Raw genomic sequence first — 20310 nt, 5'->3', positions numbered from 1 at the left:
TTTTTCGATGAATTTCGTGGTTAATGAACATTCGCAAGTGTTCGACCGAATAATAGTCTGTTTATGAAAAATAAACAGACCTGATTTATAGGAGATATTTTATGTCTGAACCTGCAATTCTTGTATTGGCAGATGGCAGTATTTTTCGCGGCACCTCTATCGGCGCTGCGGGGCACACGATCGGCGAAGTGGTATTTAATACCTCAATGACCGGTTATCAGGAAATTCTTACCGACCCTTCTTATTTTAAACAAATCGTCACTCTGACTTATCCGCATATCGGCAACACCGGTACAAATTCCGAAGATCTCGAAAGCAACGGCGTGTATGCCGCAGGCTTAATTATTCGCGACTTACCGATGATTCACAGCAATTTCCGCGCCAATCAAAGTCTGTCGGATTATTTAAAAGACAATAACGTAGTTGCCATTGCGGATATCGATACCCGTCGCTTAACCCGTTTATTGCGGGATAAAGGCGCCATGGCGGGCTGCATTATGAGCGGCGAAGTTGACGAGCAAAAAGCTCTCAAACTAGCCTTGAGTTTCGGCTCTATGGCGGGTAAAGATTTAGCCCGGGAAGTCACGGCACAGCAAAGTTACCGTTGGACACAAGGCGAATGGGTGTTGGGCAAAGGTTATGCGGAACAACAAAACGCATCGTTCAATGTGGTGGCCTATGACTTCGGAGTGAAACATAATATTTTACGAATGCTTGCCGAACGCGGCTGTAAATTAACCGTAGTGCCGGCAAAAACATCCGCTGAAGAAGTGCTTGCGCTGAATCCGGACGGTATTTTCTTATCTAACGGCCCCGGCGATCCGGAACCCTGCGATTATGCAATCAGTGCCATTCAAACCTTATTAGCCACTAAAAAACCGATTTTCGGTATTTGTTTAGGCCATCAATTGTTAGGTTTAGCAAGCGGCGGCAAAACCAAAAAAATGGCATTCGGACACCATGGCGCCAACCATCCGGTACAGGATTTAGATACGCAAAAAGTGATGATCACCAGCCAAAACCATGGGTTTGAAGTGGATGAACACAGTTTGCCCGCCAATGTACGCGTCACTCATCGTTCGTTATTCGACAATTCCGTGCAAGGTATCGAACTGACCGACCAACCGGCATTCAGTTTCCAGGGCCACCCTGAAGCCAGCCCGGGGCCGCATGATGTGGCTTATTTATTTGATAAATTTATCGATGCCATGAAACAGAGCAAGGCTTAATGTCAACCGCAGGGGTGTATCGCATACGACTGATGAATAAAGTGCGGTGGAATTTTAAGTATGTTTTTAATAATGGTGCGGGTTTCTTAACATGCGCCGGATAACAACAAATTAAATCGGGAGTATTTTGCGGGGTATTAGGACAAATCTCCCCTAACCCCTCTTTGCTAAAGAGGGGAATCGATCTTGATGAGGCGTTGAGATCTTTATATTACCCTCAACTCAGTCCCCCTCTTTAGTAAAGAGGGGCTAGAGGAGATTTGAAAACCGACAACAAAAAGTGCGGTCATAAAAAGCGAAATTTTTTGAACGTTGGCTATGTCAACGGAGCCGTCAGGAGCGAGCAAATTTGTTTACAAAACTGCGAATAATTTTTTAAAAGTTTTATCAAGAGAAAATAATATGCCAAAACGTAACGACATAAATACAATCCTTATTATCGGCGCCGGTCCGATTGTTATCGGTCAGGCCTGTGAGTTTGACTATTCGGGGGCGCAGGCCTGTAAAGCTTTGCGTGAGGAAGGTTATAAAGTGGTGTTGGTGAACTCCAACCCGGCTACCATTATGACCGACCCGAATATGGCGGATGTGACCTACATCGAGCCTATTCACTGGCAAACCGTGGAAAAAATTATCGAAAAAGAACGTCCGGATGCGATTTTGCCGACCATGGGCGGACAGACTGCGCTGAACTGTGCGTTGGATTTATCAAAAAACGGCGTATTGAAAAAATACGGCGTAGAGTTGATCGGGGCGACGGAAGACGCCATTGATAAAGCGGAAGACCGCGGGCGTTTTAAAGAAGCGATGGCGAAAATCGGTTTAAATACGCCGAAATCTTTCGTTTGCCATAGCTTTGACGAAGCCTGGAAAGCGCAAGAAGAAGTCGGTTTTCCGACCTTAATTCGTCCTTCATTCACCATGGGCGGTTCCGGCGGCGGTATCGCCTATAACCGCGATGAATTCCAGGCCATTTGCGAACGCGGTTTCGAGGCCTCGCCAACTCATGAATTATTAATCGAACAATCGGTCTTGGGCTGGAAAGAATACGAAATGGAAGTGGTGCGCGATAAAGCGGATAACTGCATTATCGTGTGTTCCATCGAAAACTTCGACCCAATGGGCGTACACACCGGCGATTCAATCACCGTGGCACCGGCGCAAACTTTAACCGATAAAGAATATCAAATCATGCGTAACGCATCGTTGGCGGTATTGCGTGAAATCGGTGTGGATACCGGCGGTTCCAACGTGCAGTTTGCCATCAACCCGGAAAACGGCGAGATGATTGTCATCGAAATGAACCCGCGTGTGAGCCGTTCGTCGGCCCTTGCTTCCAAAGCCACCGGTTTCCCGATTGCCAAAGTAGCGGCAAAATTAGCGGTGGGCTATACCTTAAACGAATTACGCAACGACATCACCGGCGGCTTAATCCCGGCCTCTTTCGAGCCTTCAATCGACTATGTAGTCACCAAAGTGCCGCGTTTTGCCTTTGAAAAATTCCCGAAAGCCGATGATCGCTTAACCACTCAAATGAAGTCAGTGGGCGAAGTGATGGCCATGGGACGTACTTTCCAGGAATCAATTCAAAAAGCCTTACGCGGTTTGGAAACCGGGATTTGCGGTTTTAACTTAAAAACCGAAGATATGGAAAAACTGCGCCATGAAATTTCCAATCCGGGCCCTGAACGCCTGCTTTATGTGGCGGATGCTTTCGGTATCGGCTGGTCAATTGAAGACGTCCATCATTACAGTAAAATTGATCCCTGGTTTTTAATTCAAATTCAAGACTTAGTGCTTGAAGAATTAGCCCTTGAGAAGAAAACGCTGGCTGATTTAAACAAAGACGAAATTTATCGACTAAAACGTAAAGGTTTCTCCGATAAACGTATTGCGCAATTGGTGAAATCCGACGAAACCTCGGTACGCAGCTTACGTAACGCATTCAATATTCACCCCGTTTATAAACGTGTGGATACCTGTGCGGGCGAGTTTAAGTCCGATACCGCTTATTTGTATTCCACCTATGAAGAAGAATGCGAAGCTGCACCGTCCAATCGCAAAAAAGTGATGATTTTAGGCGGCGGTCCGAACCGTATCGGTCAGGGTATCGAATTTGACTATTGCTGCGTGCATGCGGCATTGGCGTTACGCGAATCCGGTTTTGAAACCATTATGGTGAACTGCAACCCGGAAACCGTTTCTACCGATTTCGATACCTCCGACCGTTTATATTTCGAGCCGTTAACCCTTGAAGACGTCCTAGAAATTATTCACGTGGAAAAACCTTGGGGCGTGATTGTGCATTACGGCGGTCAAACGCCGTTGAAATTGGCAAACGCGTTACATGCAAACGGCGTGAACATTATCGGCACATCGGCGGACAGCATTGATGCGGCGGAAGACCGCGAACGTTTCCAAAAAATCTTACATGATTTGAATTTAAAACAACCGGCGAACCGCACGGCGCGTAACGCACAGGAAGCGGTAGGTCTGGCAAACGAAGTGGGTTATCCGCTGGTAGTTCGCCCGTCTTACGTATTAGGTGGCCGTGCAATGCAGATTGTATATAACGATGAAGAATTGAACCGTTATATGCGTGAAGCGGTGTCCGTTTCCAACGACAGCCCGATTTTATTAGACCATTTCTTAAATAACGCTATTGAAGTGGACGTGGACTGCATTTGTGACGACGAACAAGTAATTATCGGCGGGATTATGCAGCATATCGAACAAGCCGGCATTCACTCGGGCGACTCCGCCTGTTCATTGCCGCCTTATTCGTTAAGTATGGAAATTCAGGATGAAATCCGTCGCCAAACGGCAGCGATGGCGCGTGCCTTAAACGTAGTCGGTTTAATGAACGTGCAATTTGCGGTACAAAATGATGTGATTTATGTGCTTGAAGTGAATCCGCGCGCCAGCCGTACCGTACCTTTCGTGAGCAAAGCCACCGGTCAGCCATTGGCGAAAATTGCCGCCCGTGTAATGGCGGGGATAAGCTTGAAAGAACAAGGCATTCAAGGCGAAGTGGTGCCGCAGGATTTCTATGCGGTGAAAGAAGCGGTATTCCCGTTCATTAAATTCCCCGGCGTAGATACTATTTTAGGACCGGAAATGCGTTCCACCGGCGAAGTGATGGGGGTGGGCTCAACCTTTGCGGAAGCATTCCTTAAAGCGCAAATCGGTGCCGGCGAGCGGATTCCGCGCACGGGCAAAGTATTTGTATCTGTAGATAACAACGATAAACCTCGTTTATTGCCAATCGTAAAACGCTTACAGGAACAGGGCTATGGCTTATGCGCGACCTTTGGCACTTCAAAATTCCTGCGCGAAAACGGTATTGCCGTGCAAACCGTGAATAAAGTACGTGAAGGCAGACCGCATATTGTTGATGCCATTAAAAATGATGAAATTGCGCTTATTATCAATACTGCCGGAGGAATGGCGGAAAGCGTGGCGGACAGCGCATCAATCCGCGCCAGCGCATTAAAACAACGCGTGCCGCTTTATACTACCATTGCAGGTGCCGATGCCATTAGCCTTAGCGTAGCAAATTTGGATATTCACGATGTGTATTCCGTACAGGGTTTACATGCAGGTTTAACTAAATAACAAAATAGGCTCGAACGAGCCTATTCTTTTTCTTTAATAAAGTAATAAAGTGCGGTGAAAATTCTTGAAATTTTGACCGCACTTTTACTTAAGTTTAATCTTCGATTAATCCGGCTTTGACTAAGAAGTTGTAAATGCCGTGATCTTCAATACGATCGGTAACGAAATCAGCGACTTTTTTCAGTTCGTCGCGGGCGTTGCCCATCGCTACGCCGACCCCTACGGTACTTAGCATTTCAAGGTCGTTTAAACCGTCACCGAATGCCATCACGTTTTCCATTTCAAAGCCTAACCGTTTGATTGCGGAAGCAATTCCGCGCGCTTTTGAACCTTCGGCATCAAATAAATCCACAGAATCTTTATCCCAGCGGACCACTCGCAAACCGTCCAAGATATTTGCATTTTTTACAAGTTCGTCCTGACTTTGGTCATAGAAGGGCAATAATTGGAAAACTTCGTTATGTTTAAAATAATCTTTATCGACAATATAATCCGTTAAAATCGGATCCAGTGCGGATTTTTGTTTAGCGGTGATTTTGGATACCGCAACGTTATTATCGGATACAAAGGCATAATCAATTTGTTGGGCATCAAAGAAATCAACTAAGTGTTGCACTTTTTCAGTAGGAATCGGATGTTTTTCAATCACCTTATTTTGAAATACGGAAAATTGGCCGTTCATGGTAACGAACAGTTCGATGGGTTCTTCAGCAATCAACGCTTTGATTTTAGTCGGTAAACTGCAACGAGAGCGTCCGGTGGCGATGGCGGGAATAATGCCGTTTTGTTTGAGTTTGCGAATGACCGGAAGAACGGAGTCAGGCAGAATATCTTCAAATTTCATGATGAGAGTTTCATCAATATCAAAAAAAACGATTTTAATTTTGTCGCGGAGATTTGGAATTGTCATTAGCGCTCCTTAAAAGTAAGAAAATATATAAAATAATTTTAACATTATTGCGATAAAGATCGAAAAATTTTCCTGTGATTAGGGCGGAAAAGGTTAGATTTTATTATGTTGTTCTCTTCGTTGTCTTTTTAGGAGAATAACATGAATTGGTTTGCTTTCCGCTGCATTTATTGTCAAAAAAAACTAGCCATTGGCTCGCATGGTCTGTGTTGCAGCTGCAATAAACAGATCCGCCGTTTTAATTATTGCGGCGTTTGCGGATCGGAATTGGCGGAAAACACTTTAGGTTGCGGAAACTGTTTGCAAAACCGGCCCGCTTGGCATCGTATGGTGATTATCGGCGCTTATAAGATGCCGCTTTCAAGTCTGATTCATCGTTTTAAATTTCAAAATTCCTTTTATTTTGACCGCACTTTGGCGCGTTTGCTTTATCTGGCAATTCGAGACGCCCGCAGAACTCACGGGCTTATGTTGCCGGAAGTGATTATTCCCGTTCCGTTGCATCATTTTCGCCACTGGCGGCGAGGGTATAATCAGGCGGATTTATTGGCCGGACAGTTAGCCAAATGGTTAAATATTCCTTGTAATAATCGGCTGATTAAGCGGGTTAAACATACAAGAACGCAACGGGGATTAAGCGCCGCCGCCCGACGGGTTAATTTGCGAAAAGCATTTCGATTCGCCGACAAAAAACAAGCTTGTCCGTATAAATCCGTTGCTTTAGTGGATGATGTGATTACTACGGGTTCGACATTAAATGCCCTTGCCGGTTTATTTGTTCAACAAGGTGTGGAACAAATTCAGGTGTGGGGTTTGGCGCGCGCATAAAAATTTGCATAAAAGGTAATCTAAGCGTATCATTTCCGACTATGTTAGTCAGTTATCAGACGCTTTTTAGTTATATTTTAGGATTATTTTATGCAACAAATTCAAATTTCTGACGCCGCACAAGGGCATTTTCGTAAGCTGCTGGATCAACAGGAAGAAGGCACGAATATCCGTATTTTCGTAGTGAATCCGGGGACGCCGAATGCCGAATGCGGCGTTTCTTATTGCCCCTCTAATGCTGTGGAAGCAACGGATACGGAAATGAAATATGCTACGTTTTCCGCCTTTGTGGATGAAGTGAGTTTGCCGTTTTTGGAAGATGCGGAAATTGATTATGTGACGGAAGAACTCGGTACGCAGTTAACGCTAAAGGCGCCTAATGCCAAAATGCGTAAAGTTGCGGATGACGCACCTTTAATCGAACGAGTGGATTATGTTATTCAAACTCAGATTAACCCTCAATTAGCAAGCCACGGAGGTCGTATTACCTTAGTTGAAATTACTGATGAGGGCTATGCGATTCTCCAATTCGGCGGCGGTTGTAACGGTTGCTCAATGGTGGATGTTACCCTGAAAGACGGCGTAGAAAAACAATTAGTGGAATTATTTGCCGGCGAATTAAAAGGCGCGAAAGACATCACAGAGCACCAACGCGGCGAACATTCTTATTATTAAAGTCCGTTTATAAAAGATAAACAGACCTTAATTTAATACTCTCAATAAAATCGGCTCAAATGCCGATTTTTTATTGAGTTTTTTGGCATAAAACCGTACGGCAAGAAAGGAAAGTGCGGTGGAAATAAAGATGAATGCGGCGCTAATTAATTCATTTGAAAAAATTGCGGTGGCGACAAACGTGCCGATTAATAATGTCATCAGCGGAATCACATAGGCAAGAAAAGCGGAAAATAAAAGGGATTGTTCCTGTAGACCGATTTCCACTTGTTGACCGATTTTTAACGGAGTGATGGTGGAAATAATCAGAATATGTTCTCCCGGTTCTCCGGTAAGTTCCGAAAGTGCCGCCGAGCCGCAAGCGTTTTTAGCCGCACAACTGCCGCAGGCGGTTTTTGATTGGCATTTTACTTTGGCGATTCCGTCTCGGTAATCAATTACGACGGCACTTTCGGTTAACATATTTTTTCTCTAGTTGGATTTAATTTCTTGTACGATACGTTTTGCCGTGGTGAGCGGTATTTGCCCGATAATCGTAACTTCCTTATCTTTCATGCTTTCACTGTAAATAGTGAACGAGCCTTGTTTCCATACATTTTCTTGGTTTTCCGGCAGGATATTATTGGAAACATAAATAGTAAAAGAAAATAATCCGTCACTATATAAGCGGCTTTCTATCGTATCTTCATCGGTTTTGGTGAGATAGTTATTCAATACCGCAAATCCTTGCGGAAGCCAACCGGCTTGCCAGCTTAATTTGTTTTTTGGTGGCGTTGCTTTATCTAAAACGGGAGGCGTTGGCAATTTGCTTAATGCATCGGTTAGCGGTTGTGTCATTTGGTCGTCAATATAAAAATTCACTACACGGAAACGCTCTAACAGATTGCCGTCCTGATCTAACATATCCGAGCCTAATAATAGATGAGTTTTTTCTTCAATAAAAACGACGTATTGATAACGGAAGTTATCTTTCGGCAAAATTCTAACCGTTTGAACTAAACGATCGGCAATGCGATTACGCCCCATATTAATGAAATCATAATGTTTTTCAATACGGGAAAAATCCGCGTTAACGATGTTAGGTAAATTGTCGATAATTTGCGAACCGCTAATTGAGAAAGGGCTGTAATTGGAATGAAAATAACTGATTAAGTTATCGCGTTGTATAATTTCCTGTTTACCACCCTCTAAGGTTGCAAGTTGAGCGTAAGATTTGCCTTCGTTATACACATGGCGATAGCGAAAAGTATCAATCTCGGCACCCGCGATTTGAACATAGGAAATTTCATAATTAAGCTTATTTTGGGCAGCGAGCATTTCTGTGAGTAGTTGCTTAGGCGAAAGATTGTCTTGCCCGAATACGGAAAAAGAGAAGGGCAAGATAAAGAAAAGTGCGGTAAGTTTTTTAAACATTTTTGAAGTCCCTTCATCAACCGGAAACAAATTCACCACCCATTAAGGTGGTGAATTAAAATAATGTTAACTAATTAATGTTGTTGATTTTGTACTGAGTCCGCATAAACACGGCGTTGCAATTCGTAACTTTGCAACATTGCGCCGATACGTTTATTTTTTTGTTCAAGTTGTTCTTGTGTCACCGCATCTTTCGTTGGAGCGTTATAGCTTACTTCCTGAACATTGTTGCTAAACGGTAAGGTTTGCAATACTGGCGTATCCGCTGTGGTTTGCGCATTATTATTAGCATTAAAAGACTGAACGCCCAGTACGGCAACTAAACACACACCGGCGGCAACACCGACTTGAACCATTGGTGCAAATAACGCTTTGAGTTTTTGCATAAACGGCAAGTTTTCAACTTCGTCCGGAGTCGGTTGAGATAGGGTAATCGCATCTTCCTGATCAATCAATGTTGCCATTTTTGCGGTGAAATCGGCGCCTAGAAATACCTCGCTTTCATCGCGCATAACGGAACGAATTACATGATAATTTGACCAACTTTGTTGCAACTCGGCATCGTTACATAATTCGAGGGTGATGTCGTTACCGACTTGTTCACCGTCAATGTATGCTGAAAGTAACTCTTTTTGCATTGTAAACTCCAACTCTTTTGTTATTCGTTTAACGTTGAATGAGCGGTCGAATTTTGCTTTCTATAATTTCCCTTGCCCGGAATATACGCGAACGTACCGTTCCTACGGGGCAATCCATTATATCGGCAATCTCTTCGTAACTTAACCCTTCCATTTCACGTAATGTTATCGCCGTTTTTAATTCTTCTTGCAAACCGTCGATAGTATCAAAGATAACCTTTTTTAGCTCTGCGGATAACATTTCATGTTCGGGCGTATCCACATCTCTTAAATTTCCACCTACATCATAGGTTTCCGCTTCTTCCGCTAGAATGTCTTCATTCGGCGGGCGGCGTCCTTGAGCGGTTAAGTAGTTTTTTGCAGTATTTACTGCAATTCTATAAAGCCATGTATAGAAAGCGCTTTCACCCCGGAATGACTCAATAGAGCGATATGCTTTAATGAATGATTCCTGTACTACATCGGGAATATCATTACGCGATACATAACGGGTTAATAGCCCCGCCACTTTATTCTGATAACGAGAAACCAACAAATTAAAGGCTTTCTTATCCCCCTGCTGCACTCTTTCTACCAAAGCCTGATCTGTTAGCTGTTCAGCCATATAACCTCTTGTCAATAACAAGCTCTAATTTCAAGACAGCAAGCCTATGTATTTGGTTAGAGCATGTGAAAATAGAAAAGTTCACCGAAACGTAAAAATATTTCCAATCAAAATCAATTATTAATTACAACGCCTTGTTTTTCCAAAATTAAATCGACCATTTGTTGCAATTCCGTATCGGAAGCCCGCGCCCGCTTGAATAACCAGGAAAAAAGCTGTAGATCGGTGCAAGCCAATAAACGCACAAAGGTTGCTTTTTGCGTTTCGGTCAGATTATCAAATTGTTCCAGATAGAACGGCATAATGATTTTATCGAGTTCTAACATACCCCGACGGCAATCCCATTCTAAGCGTAATTTATCGTATTCAGCCATTGTTGTTACCATAAAATAAAATTAGCGCATTATAGCGTTAAATTCGGCAAAATTGCCAGATAAGCATAATTTTTAGTTTAACCAGCGTGTTATCAGCACGCCGATACCGGTGAAAATAAGGCAACCGAATAAATGAGCAGACATAATACCTAAACCTATTAACCATTTTTGTTGGATAAAGTTTTCCATTACTTCAGCGGAGAAGGAAGAAAACGTAGTCAGGCTACCGAGAAATCCGGTTATCATGAATAGGCGCCATTCGCCACTAAATTGCGGATGCTGCCAAATCATCGCCATAATTAAGCCGATAATAAAACAGCCGAGATAATTCGCAATAAGCGTACCGAAGGAAAAGGCGGCAAAGAGCGGATTTAAAATCAATCCCATGCCCCAACGCAAAGAAGCGCCGAGCGCCGCGCCCGAACTTATCAGAATTAATGATTGCCACATAATCACACCTAATAAATTCCGAAAACGGCCCGCACATAGCTTGCGACGGATTCATCTTTATTTAAGCCGATACGTTCGTTATCGGGTAAAAGTTGTAATAAACGCGGATCGGCATTTTGCATTATGCAGCCCTTACCCACTTCGGTTAGCATTTCGATATCGTTCATGCCGTCGCCAAAGGCGATACAATCCGACAACGAATATTCTCGCTGCTCAATAAGATGTGCAAGTGCGGTGGCTTTTGACACATTTTTATTCATCACTTCAAGACAAACCGGTGTGGAATAAGTAATGGTCGCATAATTGCCGAAACGCGAGGTGAGTTCCTGTTCAATCTCCATTAAATCCGCCGGTTTTTTACCGATAAAAAAGACTTTTTCCGTATCGCGCCCGTGATGTTTTTTGAAATCCACCACTTCGTACATAAAACCGGATGTTTGGTGATATTTGCGCAATTGCGGTAAATCAATGTTAATAAACCAGTCGTTGTTTTGATAGGTATTCATGCAAACCCGATCCGCATCAAAAGGCAGTTGCATAACTTCAAACGCCACATCTTCGGGGAGGTAGTTGCTGTAAAGTCTATTTCCCTGTAAATCGTGAATTTGCGCACCGTTTGAGGTGATCATCGCGGCATTTTTAATCTTCATTTTACTTAATGTGGAGGCAACATCTGTGTAGCCGCGCCCTGTCGCCATTACGATATCCACGCCCTTTTGCGCAAGTTTTTCTAATGTATTGATGGTGAAATCGCCAACCACATGATTGGCGTTTAACAAAGTGCCGTCCATGTCGGACACTATGGCTCGAAAAGGAAGTTGTTTCATTCATTTAAACCTAATTGATTATTCATTTCGCTATCATAACAAAATAATCGAACGGAGTTTACTTTTGTATATTGATATAAATTACCCTATGGCAGAATAAAATTGTTTGCTCTTTGAAATGGCATGGCAAACTACAAAAATTAATTTTTTTTGACCGCACTTTGATCAAGAAAAGCATGACTAAAGCTAGCTTAACGGGCAAATCCGGTTATAATTAAAAACCTTGTTAAATAAGAATAACAAACACAAAAAGATTTAAGATTTTTACAGGTAAGAAAATGAACGGAGCAAACTTAGTTACAGAATGCCTAAAAGCCCATAATGTAGACACCGTGTTTGGTTATCCCGGCGGTGCCATTATGCCGGTATATGACGCCTTATACGATTGTGGTATTAACCATCTTTTATGTCGTAATGAGCAAGGTGCGGCGATGGCGGCTATCGGTTATGCGAGATCCACCGGCAAGACCGGCGTATGTATCGCCACTTCCGGCCCCGGTGCAACCAACTTAATTACCGGTTTGGGCGACGCCTTAATGGATTCCATTCCGCTGGTGGCGATTACCGGGCAGGTAGCCGCGCCGTTAATCGGTACCGATGCATTTCAGGAAGCGGATGTGCTGGGGTTATCTCTCGCCTGTACGAAACACAGTTTTATCGTACAGAATATTGAAGAATTACCTGAAATTTTTGCCAAAGCTTTTAAAATCGCACAAAGCGGCCGTCCGGGACCTGTTTTGATTGATATTCCTAAAGATGTGCAATTCGCTGAAACTTTACTTCAACCTATTGTTTATTCTGTTGAAAAACCGACCGCACTTTCCGCTAAGAGTTTGGAAAAAGCCGTCGAATTGCTGAAAAATGCAAAACGCCCGGTGGCTTATATCGGCGGCGGTGTAGGCATGGCAAAAGCGGTGCCGGCATTGCATGAATTTTTAACCGCAACCCGAATTCCGACAATTTGCACATTAAAAGGATTAGGTGCCGTGCCAGCGGATAACCCTTATTATATGGGCATGATCGGTATGCACGGTACGAAAGCGGCTAATTACGCAACACAAGAGGCGGATTTGCTGTTGGTGTTAGGTGCGCGTTTTGACGATCGCGTAACGGGTAAATTAAGCAGTTTTGCTACCGAAGCGAAGGTGATTCATGCGGATATTGACGTTGCGGAAATTAACAAATTACGCCGTGCCGATGTGGCGTTATGCGGCGATCTCGAGCAGGCGCTCAAAGCTTTGAGTTTTGCCTTGGATATCGAGCCTTGGCGTGCGGACGTTCAACGTTTAAAACAGGATTTTGACTGGGATTACGGTGAAAACGAAGGCGAAGGGGATATTAATCCGCTGTTTTTATTAAACCGCGTTTCCCGTTTGAAAGCGGAAAATGCCATTGTGGTCACCGATGTGGGGCAACACCAAATGTGGGCGGCTCAACATATGAGCTTTGGCAAGCCGGAGAATTTTATTACATCGGCGGGTTTCGGTACCATGGGATTCGGTTTGCCGGCGGCCATTGGCGCACAAAAAGCCCGCCCCCGGGATCAGGTTATTTTAGTAACCGGCGACGGCTCGATCATGATGAACATTCAGGAGTTGGGCTCAATCAAACGGGCGAAAACGCCTATTAAGATTTTATTATTGGACAACCAACGTCTCGGCATGGTGCGTCAGTGGCAGTCTTTATTCTTTCACGGCCGCCACAGTTCGACAATTTTAGACGATAACCCGGATTTTGTGACCCTGGCGTCCGCTTTCGGCATAAAAGGGGAACGTATAGAAAAAGCTGGTGAAGTAAACGAAGCGCTGGATCGTTTCTTTGCAAGCCAAGAGGCTTATTTGCTGCATGTTTGTGTGCATGAAGACGAAAACGTATGGCCGCTTGTGCCGCCGGGCGCCTGTAATGTAGAAATGATCGAAGAAATGAGCTAATTATCTGCAGGTTTTATAAATTTATTTTTTTTGAATGGATTCAAGTTGGAGAAAATCAATGACTAACGAACTTACTATCGTGGCGCATCATCGCCCGGAAATTCTGGAACGCATTTTGCGTGTTGTTCGCCACCGGGGTTTTACGGTGATTAAGCTTAAAATGAATTTGGAAAACGGTAAAATCTGGCTGGATTTTGTGGTGGAAGGCGAGCGAGATATTTGTCTATTGGCACATCAGTTAGTGAAATTGGAAGATATCATCGATATTACGACCGATGAAGAATGTGAATGCGACGAATAAATGAAATTTCGGCGGAAAGCCTGTACAGTCAAGTAAAAACTGTTATACTTTCGACGTTTTGATAAGTTATCACTAGATAAAAAAGGAAAATACAATGGCTGATTTCAACCAAATTTTAACCCCGGGTGATGTTGATGCGGGTATCATTAACGTAGTAAATGAAATTCCGGAAGGCAGCTGCCATAAAATCGAATGGAACCGTAAAGTTGCGGCATTCCAGTTAGACCGTGTAGAACCGGCAATTTTTGCCAAACCGACTAACTATGGTTTTATCCCGCAAACTTTAGATGAAGACGGCGATGAACTTGACGTGTTATTAATTACCCGTCAACCTTTAGCTACCGGCGTATTCCTTGAAGCAAAAGTAATAGGTGTGATGAAATTTGTTGATGACGGCGAAGTGGACGACAAAATCGTTTGCGTACCGGCGGATGACCGCGATACGGGTAACGCTTACAACACATTGAGTGATTTACCGGCACAATTAATTAAACAAATCGAATTCCACTTCAATAACTACAAAGCATTGAAAAAACCGGGGTCAACCAAAGTAACTCACTGGGGCGATGTAGAAGAAGCGAAAGAAGTGATTCGCGAATCCATTAAACGTTGGAACGAACAATAATTCCGATTTTCGTTTTTTTAAAGGCAATTCGTTGGAATTGCCTTTATTTTTATCTGTAGCATTAAAGGCTTGCCATCGGCCTAATTAAATTTAAGGATATGAATTTTTAGAACATATTCGTAATCATTATACGGATATTTTCCCATAGGAAGCCGTTGACATAACCAACCTTCAAAAAATACACTTTTTTGACCGCACTTTTTATGATTTATACGGGGATGTGCTAAAATAACGCGATACAAACACAACCCCTAATACTTACTTGGAGATATTTATGCCAAAACTACGTTCGGCGACCAGCACACAAGGTCGTAATATGGCGGGTGCCCGCTCATTGTGGCGCGCAACGGGAATGAAAGAAGGCGATTTCGGTAAACCGATTATTGCCGTGGTTAACTCATTTACTCAATTTGTGCCGGGTCATGTGCATTTACATGATATCGGTCAAATGGTGGTAAAACAAATCGAAACCGCGGGCGGCGTTGCCAAAGAATTCAACACTATTGCGGTGGATGACGGTATCGCAATGGGTCACGGCGGTATGCTTTACTCTTTGCCTAGCCGTGATTTGATCGCCGATTCGGTAGAATATATGGTCAATGCCCATTGCGCCGATGCGATGGTGTGCATTTCAAACTGCGACAAAATTACTCCGGGGATGTTAATGGCGGCAATGCGCTTGAACATCCCGACAATTTTTGTTTCCGGTGGTCCGATGGAAGCGGGTAAAACCAAGCTTTCGGATCAATTAATCAAATTGGATTTAATCGATGCGATGATTCAAAGTGCGGATAAAAACGTATCGGATTCCGATGTGGATGCTATTGAACGTTCCGCTTGTCCGACCTGCGGTTCATGTTCCGGTATGTTTACCGCTAACTCAATGAACTGTTTAACGGAAGCGCTTGGTTTATCTCTGCCGGGCAACGGCTCCTGTTTGGCGACTCATGCGGATCGCAAACAATTATTCTTAGATGCTGCAACACAAATCGTTGAGCTTTGCAAACGTCATTACGAACAGGACGACTATTCCGTTTTACCTCGTTCAATTGCCACTAAAGCGGCATTTGAGAACGCCATGAGTCTGGATATTGCAATGGGCGGCTCAACCAATACGGTGCTTCATTTATTAGCGGTTGCTCAGGAAGCCGAAGTTGATTTCACCATGGCGGATATTGACCGTTTATCCCGCATTGTGCCTTGCCTGAGCAAAGTGGCGCCGAATACCAATAAATATCATATGGAAGACGTGCATCGTGCCGGCGGCGTGATGGCGATCCTCGGCGAATTGGATCGCGCAAATTTATTGCATCATGATACGAAAACCGTATTAGGCTTAACCTTTGCCGAACAATTAGCGAAATATGATATTAAATTAACCCGGGATGAAGCGGTAAAAACCTTCTATCGTTCGGGGCCTGCGGGCATTCGCACTACCGAGGCTTTCTCTCAGGATTGCCGTTGGGAAACCTTAGACGATGACCGCGAAAACGGCTGTATCCGTGATAAAGCCCATGCTTACAGTCAGGACGGAGGTTTAGCCATGCTTTCCGGCAATATCGCTTTGGACGGTTGTATTGTTAAAACCGCGGGTGTTGACGAATCCATTTTAAAATTCACCGGCGAAGCCATTGTGTTTGAAAGCCAAGAAGATGCTGTTGACGGCATTTTAGGCGGAAAAGTGAAAGCCGGTCACGTGGTCGTGATTCGTTACGAAGGGCCGAAAGGCGGACCGGGTATGCAGGAAATGCTTTATCCGACCAGCTATTTAAAATCCATGGGATTAGGTAAAGCCTGCGCATTATTAACGGACGGTCGCTTTTCCGGCGGTACCTCGGGTTTATCCATCGGACACTGTTCACCGGAAGCCGCATCCGGCGGTACAATCGGTTTAGTGCGTAACGGTGATATTATCGCCATTGACATTCCGAATCGCTCAATTCAGTTACAGGTTTCCGATGAGGAACTTGCAACCCGTCGAGCAGAACAGGATGTGAAAGGCTGGAAACCGGCAAATCGCATGCGTGAAGTGTCATTTGCTTTGAAAGTATTCGGCCATTTTGCAACTTCCGCGGATAAAGGCGCCGTGCGCGATAAAACAAAACTTTAATCATTAAAAGTGCGGTAAAAAAGACCGCACTTTTTGTTGGTTTTTTTGTTTATTTGGCAAATCAGATATAGAAGTGGTAACGAATGGTTAATAATTTATCGAACGCCCCGACTGGGGCGGAGTATTTAAGAGCGATCTTAATTTCTAAAGTTTATGAGGCGGCAAAAGTTACTCCGTTGCAATTAATGCCGAAATTGTCGGAACGTTTAGGTAATCGGATTTATGTTAAACGTGAAGATCATCAACCCGTACATAGCTTTAAATTACGCGGCGCCTACGCCATGATTTCAGGTTTAACCCAGGCGCAGAAAGAGGCCGGTGTCATTACCGCATCGGCGGGAAATCACGCGCAAGGCGTAGCCCTTTCGGCAAAAAATGCCGGTATTCGTGCGCTGATTGTAATGCCGCAAAATACGCCTTCCATTAAAGTGGATGCGGTGCGCGGACACGGCGGCGAAGTACTTTTACACGGCGCGAATTTCGATGAGGCCAAAGCCAAAGCGATTGAACTTTCGCAAACGGAGCAAATGACCTTTATCCCGCCTTTTGATCATCCTGCGGTGATTGCGGGGCAGGGCTCCATCGGTATGGAATTATTGCAGCAAAACGGTCACATCAACCGCATTTTTGTACCGGTAGGTGGCGGCGGTTTGCTTGCGGGCGTTGCCGTGCTGATTAAACAATTAATGCCGGAAATTAAGGTGATCGGCGTAGAAGCGAAGGATTCCGCCTGTTTATATTATGCACTGAAAGCGGGTCGTCCCGTTGATTTAGAACGCGTCGGACTTTTTGCCGACGGTGTGGCGGTAAAACGAATCGGTGACGAAACTTTCCGCATTTGTCAGCAATATGTGGATGATGTGATTCTGGTGGATGGTGATGAAATCTGTGCGGCGATGAAAGATATGTTTGAAAACGTTCGTGCGGTACCGGAACCTTCGGGCGCATTATCGCTCGCCGGCTTGAAAAAATATGCTAAACAGCATAATTTGCAAGGCGAAACCTTAGTAAATCTGCTGTCCGGTGCGAATTTAAATTTCCATACGCTGCGTTATGTTTCCGAACGTTGTGAAATCGGTGAAAAACATGAAGCCTTATTTGCGGTGACCATTCCGGAACAACGGGGCAGCTTCTTAAAATTCTGTCAGATTTTAGGACAAAATGCGGTGACGGAATTCAACTATCGCTATGCTGATGAAAAACAGGCTTGTATTTTTGTCGGTGTGCGCATTACCGGCGAACAGGAAAAGCAAGTTATTATCCAGCAATTAAAACAGGGCGGGTATGACGTGCAGGATTTGTCTGACGACGATATTGCTAAAACTCATATTCGTTATATGGTTGGCGGCCGCTCATCCAGTGATTTAAACGAACGTCTATATAGCTTTGAATTTCCGGAACAAAAAGGCGCATTGCTGAAGTTCCTGGAAACCCTCGGCACCACGGAGGCGAATATTTCCCTGTTCCATTATCGCGGACACGGTGCGGATTACGGCGATGTGTTGGCAGGTTTCCAAATTAATGACGCGGATTTACCGGCATTTAAACAACATTTGGAAAAATTAGGCTATGCTTATCAGGATGTTACCGACAGTCCCTCTTATCGGTATTTCTTAGGATAGATAACCGGCAGACTTATTAATAGAGTTACATTAAAAAGTGCGGTAAAAATTTCGGAAATTTTTTACCGCACTTTTTTGTGTACACTTTGATTCGGGCGTAAAAAAAAGCGGCGCTAAAAGCACCGCTTTACATTTATTTATGTAGTTATAGGAACATATTGGCGAATAACAAACCAAAACCTAAGCTGAACGCCATGCTTAATAAACCCGGAAGCATGAAGCTGTGGTTAAAGATGAATTTACCGATTCGCGTTGTACCTGTAGTATCAAAGTCGATTGATGCAATGATCGGACCATAGTTCGGGATGAAGAAGTAACCGTTTACCGCAACAAATACACCGATTAAAATCGGCGCAGGAATACCTAGCGCAATACCTAGCGGGAACAAGGTTGCAACTGTCGCACCTTGGCTGTTTACTAAGATTGATAAGATAAATAACGCTAATGCGAATGCCCAAGGCGCGGTTTCAACCAAACCGGAAACCATTCCTTTCACTTCGTCCATATGCGCTTGCATTAATGTATCGCCTAACCATGCAATACCGAAAATAGCGATTACCGCACGCATACCGGCATGGAATACGGAGCCGCGAGTAATTTCGGTACCGTCCGGTTTACAGGTGAAAATGATCAATGCACCTATAGTTAGCATCACGATTTCAATTGTGTGCGCCATTCCCATTGGTTTGCCGTCGAATGAAGGACGTAATTCCGGTAACGCACCCATCACAACTACTAATAACGCACCTAACAGGAATAAACCTACGGATAATTTTGCAGTCGGTTTTAATTGAATTTCGTCCATGTTTACGTCGGCGTGATTTGCTTTTACGTATTCCGGATCTTGTAAACGGCGTTGATATTCAGGGTCGTCTTTTAGTTCTACGCCGATTTTATTGACGAAGACACAGGCTAAGAAAATCCCTAACAACGTTGCAGGAATAGTTACGCTTAATACGTTCGCCAGTGTAATGCCTTGCGGTTCGAGATAAGCGACCACGGCAACAACCGCTGCGGCAATCGGACTTGCCACAATAGCGAATTGTGAGGCGATTACCGCCATTGAAAGCGGACGTTCGGGGCGTACGCCGTTGTGGCGGGCCACTTCGGCGATAACCGGTAATACGGAATAGGCAACATGGCCGGTACCCGCAAGAAAAGTGAACAACCAAGTTACCGCCGGCGCCATAAAGGTAATATATTTCGGATTACGGCGCAGAATATTGGTTGCGATTTTGATCATATAGTCCAAGCCGCCTGCCGCTTGCATTGCCGCTGCAGCGGAAACTACCGCCATGATCATAAACATAACGTCGATTGGCAAGCCCGCCGGCTTCAGCCCGAATCCGAAGGATAAAATGGCCAAACCTAACCCGCCGAATACACCCAAACCGATACCGCCGGCACGGGCACCCATCAAGATACATAGTAAAACTATGGCAAATTGAATAAGAAACATTGCAGACATATTTGTCTCCTAAATTATTTTTAATTTTTTATTAAGAAGTATTTTTAACACTTCCGTCTGTGTCAACACAGTGATTTCTAGCAGAAAAAACAAAACATTAACGCTGTTTTGAAATCGCTTGTTAATATACCAATAATAGGTAGTCATATCTATAATGTAGATCAATTAAATTGTAATAGTTTCTTTGAAAGATCAAGAAACAGCGGTTATACTTAACCCCTATTTTTGATTACTTATTTTCGAGAGTGAAATGGAAGAATTTATGCCGATGGCAACCGAGTTTGCCAAAAATCATACCCTTTTAATTGCAGCCTGGGTTGCAATTTTCGTAATTGTGATTTTTCAATTAGTAAAATCCTTTACCAGTAAAGTAAAAATCCTGTCAAATGCCGAAGCGACAAGCTTAATTAATAATGAAGATGCGGTGGTAATTGATTTACGCAGTATTGATGAGTTTAAGCGCGGACATATTGCAGGTAGTTTGGAGTTTATTCCGACCGATATCAAAAACCGGAATCTCGGCAAGCTTGAACAACATAAAGACCGTCATGTTATTTTAGTTTGTGCAAACGGTTTTACTGCACGTTCATCGGCGCAGCTTTTAACAAAACAGGGCTTCGCTCATGTTTATGTCTTAAATGAAGGCATTATGGGCTGGAAATCGCAAAATTTACCATTAGTTAAATAAGG

The 20310-nt window shown here is 43.9% G+C and carries 19 protein-coding genes; 10 read left to right on the top strand and 9 right to left on the bottom strand.

Features of this window, described 5'->3' with window-relative positions; translation table 11 throughout:
* Positions 1-101: 101 nt before the first annotated feature.
* Both carA and carB read left to right on the top strand, forming a co-directional pair.
* Entirely contained in the window at positions 102-1229 is a 1128-nt protein-coding gene (carA, locus tag A4G13_RS08205) for a glutamine-hydrolyzing carbamoyl-phosphate synthase small subunit (RefSeq protein ID WP_090655719.1), read from the top strand.
* 402 nt (positions 1230-1631) lie between these two features.
* Positions 1632-4844: a carbamoyl-phosphate synthase large subunit gene (gene carB / locus A4G13_RS08200; RefSeq protein ID WP_090655716.1), complete on the top strand. Its 3213-nt coding sequence runs from the start codon at positions 1632-1634 to the stop codon at positions 4842-4844.
* A 94-nt stretch (positions 4845-4938) separates the two neighbouring features.
* Here the strand turns inward: carB and A4G13_RS08195 are convergent, their stop codons facing one another.
* Positions 4939-5754 (bottom strand): Cof-type HAD-IIB family hydrolase, encoded by an 816-nt coding sequence (locus tag A4G13_RS08195; protein ID WP_011201386.1) that lies wholly within the window; start codon positions 5752-5754, stop codon positions 4939-4941.
* Positions 5755-5895: 141 nt separating this feature from the next.
* Between A4G13_RS08195 and A4G13_RS08190 the strand changes: the two genes are divergently transcribed.
* Both A4G13_RS08190 and nfuA read left to right on the top strand, forming a co-directional pair.
* The gene (locus A4G13_RS08190) at positions 5896-6582 is read left to right on the top strand and encodes an amidophosphoribosyltransferase (protein ID WP_090655713.1); all 687 of its coding nucleotides are present in this window, start codon (positions 5896-5898) and stop codon (positions 6580-6582) included.
* A 90-nt stretch (positions 6583-6672) separates the two neighbouring features.
* The gene (gene nfuA / locus A4G13_RS08185; protein ID WP_090655710.1) at positions 6673-7257 is read left to right on the top strand and encodes a Fe-S biogenesis protein NfuA; all 585 of its coding nucleotides are present in this window, start codon (positions 6673-6675) and stop codon (positions 7255-7257) included.
* Between the two features lie 27 nt (positions 7258-7284).
* Here the strand turns inward: nfuA and A4G13_RS08180 are convergent, their stop codons facing one another.
* The 7 genes from A4G13_RS08180 to A4G13_RS08150 all read right to left on the bottom strand — a co-directional run bounded on the left by A4G13_RS08180 (position 7285) and on the right by A4G13_RS08150 (position 11563).
* The gene (locus A4G13_RS08180) at positions 7285-7719 is read right to left on the bottom strand and encodes a SoxR reducing system RseC family protein (RefSeq protein WP_011201382.1); all 435 of its coding nucleotides are present in this window, start codon (positions 7717-7719) and stop codon (positions 7285-7287) included.
* Positions 7720-7728: 9 nt separating this feature from the next.
* Positions 7729-8670, bottom strand: a complete 942-nt coding sequence (gene rseB / locus A4G13_RS08175; protein WP_090655707.1) for a sigma-E factor regulatory protein RseB — start codon at positions 8668-8670, stop codon at positions 7729-7731.
* Between the two features lie 74 nt (positions 8671-8744).
* Positions 8745-9308, bottom strand: a complete 564-nt coding sequence (locus A4G13_RS08170) for a sigma-E factor negative regulatory protein (protein WP_041640086.1) — start codon at positions 9306-9308, stop codon at positions 8745-8747.
* 28 nt (positions 9309-9336) lie between these two features.
* Positions 9337-9912 (bottom strand): RNA polymerase sigma factor RpoE, encoded by a 576-nt coding sequence (gene rpoE / locus A4G13_RS08165; protein WP_041640085.1) that lies wholly within the window; start codon positions 9910-9912, stop codon positions 9337-9339.
* 113 nt (positions 9913-10025) lie between these two features.
* Complete coding sequence (locus A4G13_RS08160) at positions 10026-10286, bottom strand: FAD assembly factor SdhE (protein ID WP_041640084.1); 261 nt, start codon at positions 10284-10286, stop codon at positions 10026-10028.
* A gap of 72 nt (positions 10287-10358) precedes the next feature.
* Positions 10359-10736: a fluoride efflux transporter CrcB gene (gene crcB / locus A4G13_RS08155; RefSeq protein WP_041640083.1), complete on the bottom strand. Its 378-nt coding sequence runs from the start codon at positions 10734-10736 to the stop codon at positions 10359-10361.
* Positions 10737-10744: 8 nt separating this feature from the next.
* Positions 10745-11563: a Cof-type HAD-IIB family hydrolase gene (locus A4G13_RS08150; RefSeq protein ID WP_090655704.1), complete on the bottom strand. Its 819-nt coding sequence runs from the start codon at positions 11561-11563 to the stop codon at positions 10745-10747.
* A 278-nt stretch (positions 11564-11841) separates the two neighbouring features.
* Between A4G13_RS08150 and ilvG the strand changes: the two genes are divergently transcribed.
* The 5 genes from ilvG (at position 11842) to ilvA (ending at position 18152) form a co-directional block, all read left to right on the top strand.
* The gene (ilvG, locus tag A4G13_RS08145) at positions 11842-13494 is read left to right on the top strand and encodes an acetolactate synthase 2 catalytic subunit (RefSeq protein WP_090655701.1); all 1653 of its coding nucleotides are present in this window, start codon (positions 11842-11844) and stop codon (positions 13492-13494) included.
* A 58-nt stretch (positions 13495-13552) separates the two neighbouring features.
* The gene (gene ilvM, locus A4G13_RS08140; RefSeq protein WP_165898031.1) at positions 13553-13795 is read left to right on the top strand and encodes an acetolactate synthase 2 small subunit; all 243 of its coding nucleotides are present in this window, start codon (positions 13553-13555) and stop codon (positions 13793-13795) included.
* 94 nt (positions 13796-13889) lie between these two features.
* Positions 13890-14420: an inorganic diphosphatase gene (locus A4G13_RS08135; protein ID WP_011201372.1), complete on the top strand. Its 531-nt coding sequence runs from the start codon at positions 13890-13892 to the stop codon at positions 14418-14420.
* 274 nt (positions 14421-14694) lie between these two features.
* Positions 14695-16530 (top strand): dihydroxy-acid dehydratase, encoded by a 1836-nt coding sequence (gene ilvD, locus A4G13_RS08130; RefSeq protein WP_090655696.1) that lies wholly within the window; start codon positions 14695-14697, stop codon positions 16528-16530.
* Positions 16531-16613: 83 nt separating this feature from the next.
* Positions 16614-18152: a threonine ammonia-lyase, biosynthetic gene (gene ilvA, locus A4G13_RS08125; RefSeq protein WP_090655692.1), complete on the top strand. Its 1539-nt coding sequence runs from the start codon at positions 16614-16616 to the stop codon at positions 18150-18152.
* Positions 18153-18297: 145 nt separating this feature from the next.
* Here ilvA and A4G13_RS08120 read toward each other — a convergent pair whose 3' ends face one another.
* Entirely contained in the window at positions 18298-19620 is a 1323-nt protein-coding gene (locus tag A4G13_RS08120; protein ID WP_011201367.1) for an anaerobic C4-dicarboxylate transporter, read from the bottom strand.
* A gap of 250 nt (positions 19621-19870) precedes the next feature.
* Between A4G13_RS08120 and A4G13_RS08115 the strand changes: the two genes are divergently transcribed.
* Complete coding sequence (locus A4G13_RS08115) at positions 19871-20308, top strand: rhodanese-like domain-containing protein (RefSeq protein WP_011201366.1); 438 nt, start codon at positions 19871-19873, stop codon at positions 20306-20308.
* Positions 20309-20310 lie beyond the last annotated feature (2 nt).

Origin of the sequence: Basfia succiniciproducens (assembly GCF_011455875.1) — a bacterium.
Classification (GTDB): Bacteria; Pseudomonadota; Gammaproteobacteria; order Enterobacterales; family Pasteurellaceae; genus Basfia; species Basfia succiniciproducens.
Note: the sequence above shows the minus strand (reverse complement) of the source record. Positions and strands in the feature narration are given on the sequence as shown.

Coding starts and splice junctions, on each gene's coding strand:
- A4G13_RS08160 (WP_041640084.1), bottom strand. CDS start 10,286: ATGGCTGAATACGATAAATTACGCTTAGAATGGGATTGCCGTCGGGGT.
- ilvM (WP_165898031.1), top strand. CDS start 13,553: ATGACTAACGAACTTACTATCGTGGCGCATCATCGCCCGGAAATTCTG.
- A4G13_RS08150 (WP_090655704.1), bottom strand. CDS start 11,563: ATGAAACAACTTCCTTTTCGAGCCATAGTGTCCGACATGGACGGCACT.
- A4G13_RS08170 (WP_041640086.1), bottom strand. CDS start 9,308: ATGCAAAAAGAGTTACTTTCAGCATACATTGACGGTGAACAAGTCGGT.
- A4G13_RS08135 (WP_011201372.1), top strand. CDS start 13,890: ATGGCTGATTTCAACCAAATTTTAACCCCGGGTGATGTTGATGCGGGT.
- A4G13_RS08115 (WP_011201366.1), top strand. CDS start 19,871: ATGGAAGAATTTATGCCGATGGCAACCGAGTTTGCCAAAAATCATACC.
- ilvG (WP_090655701.1), top strand. CDS start 11,842: ATGAACGGAGCAAACTTAGTTACAGAATGCCTAAAAGCCCATAATGTA.
- A4G13_RS08120 (WP_011201367.1), bottom strand. CDS start 19,620: ATGTCTGCAATGTTTCTTATTCAATTTGCCATAGTTTTACTATGTATC.
- nfuA (WP_090655710.1), top strand. CDS start 6,673: ATGCAACAAATTCAAATTTCTGACGCCGCACAAGGGCATTTTCGTAAG.
- A4G13_RS08190 (WP_090655713.1), top strand. CDS start 5,896: ATGAATTGGTTTGCTTTCCGCTGCATTTATTGTCAAAAAAAACTAGCC.
- carA (WP_090655719.1), top strand. CDS start 102: ATGTCTGAACCTGCAATTCTTGTATTGGCAGATGGCAGTATTTTTCGC.
- ilvD (WP_090655696.1), top strand. CDS start 14,695: ATGCCAAAACTACGTTCGGCGACCAGCACACAAGGTCGTAATATGGCG.
- rpoE (WP_041640085.1), bottom strand. CDS start 9,912: ATGGCTGAACAGCTAACAGATCAGGCTTTGGTAGAAAGAGTGCAGCAG.
- carB (WP_090655716.1), top strand. CDS start 1,632: ATGCCAAAACGTAACGACATAAATACAATCCTTATTATCGGCGCCGGT.
- A4G13_RS08180 (WP_011201382.1), bottom strand. CDS start 7,719: ATGTTAACCGAAAGTGCCGTCGTAATTGATTACCGAGACGGAATCGCC.
- rseB (WP_090655707.1), bottom strand. CDS start 8,670: ATGTTTAAAAAACTTACCGCACTTTTCTTTATCTTGCCCTTCTCTTTT.
- A4G13_RS08195 (WP_011201386.1), bottom strand. CDS start 5,754: ATGACAATTCCAAATCTCCGCGACAAAATTAAAATCGTTTTTTTTGAT.
- crcB (WP_041640083.1), bottom strand. CDS start 10,736: ATGTGGCAATCATTAATTCTGATAAGTTCGGGCGCGGCGCTCGGCGCT.
- ilvA (WP_090655692.1), top strand. CDS start 16,614: ATGGTTAATAATTTATCGAACGCCCCGACTGGGGCGGAGTATTTAAGA.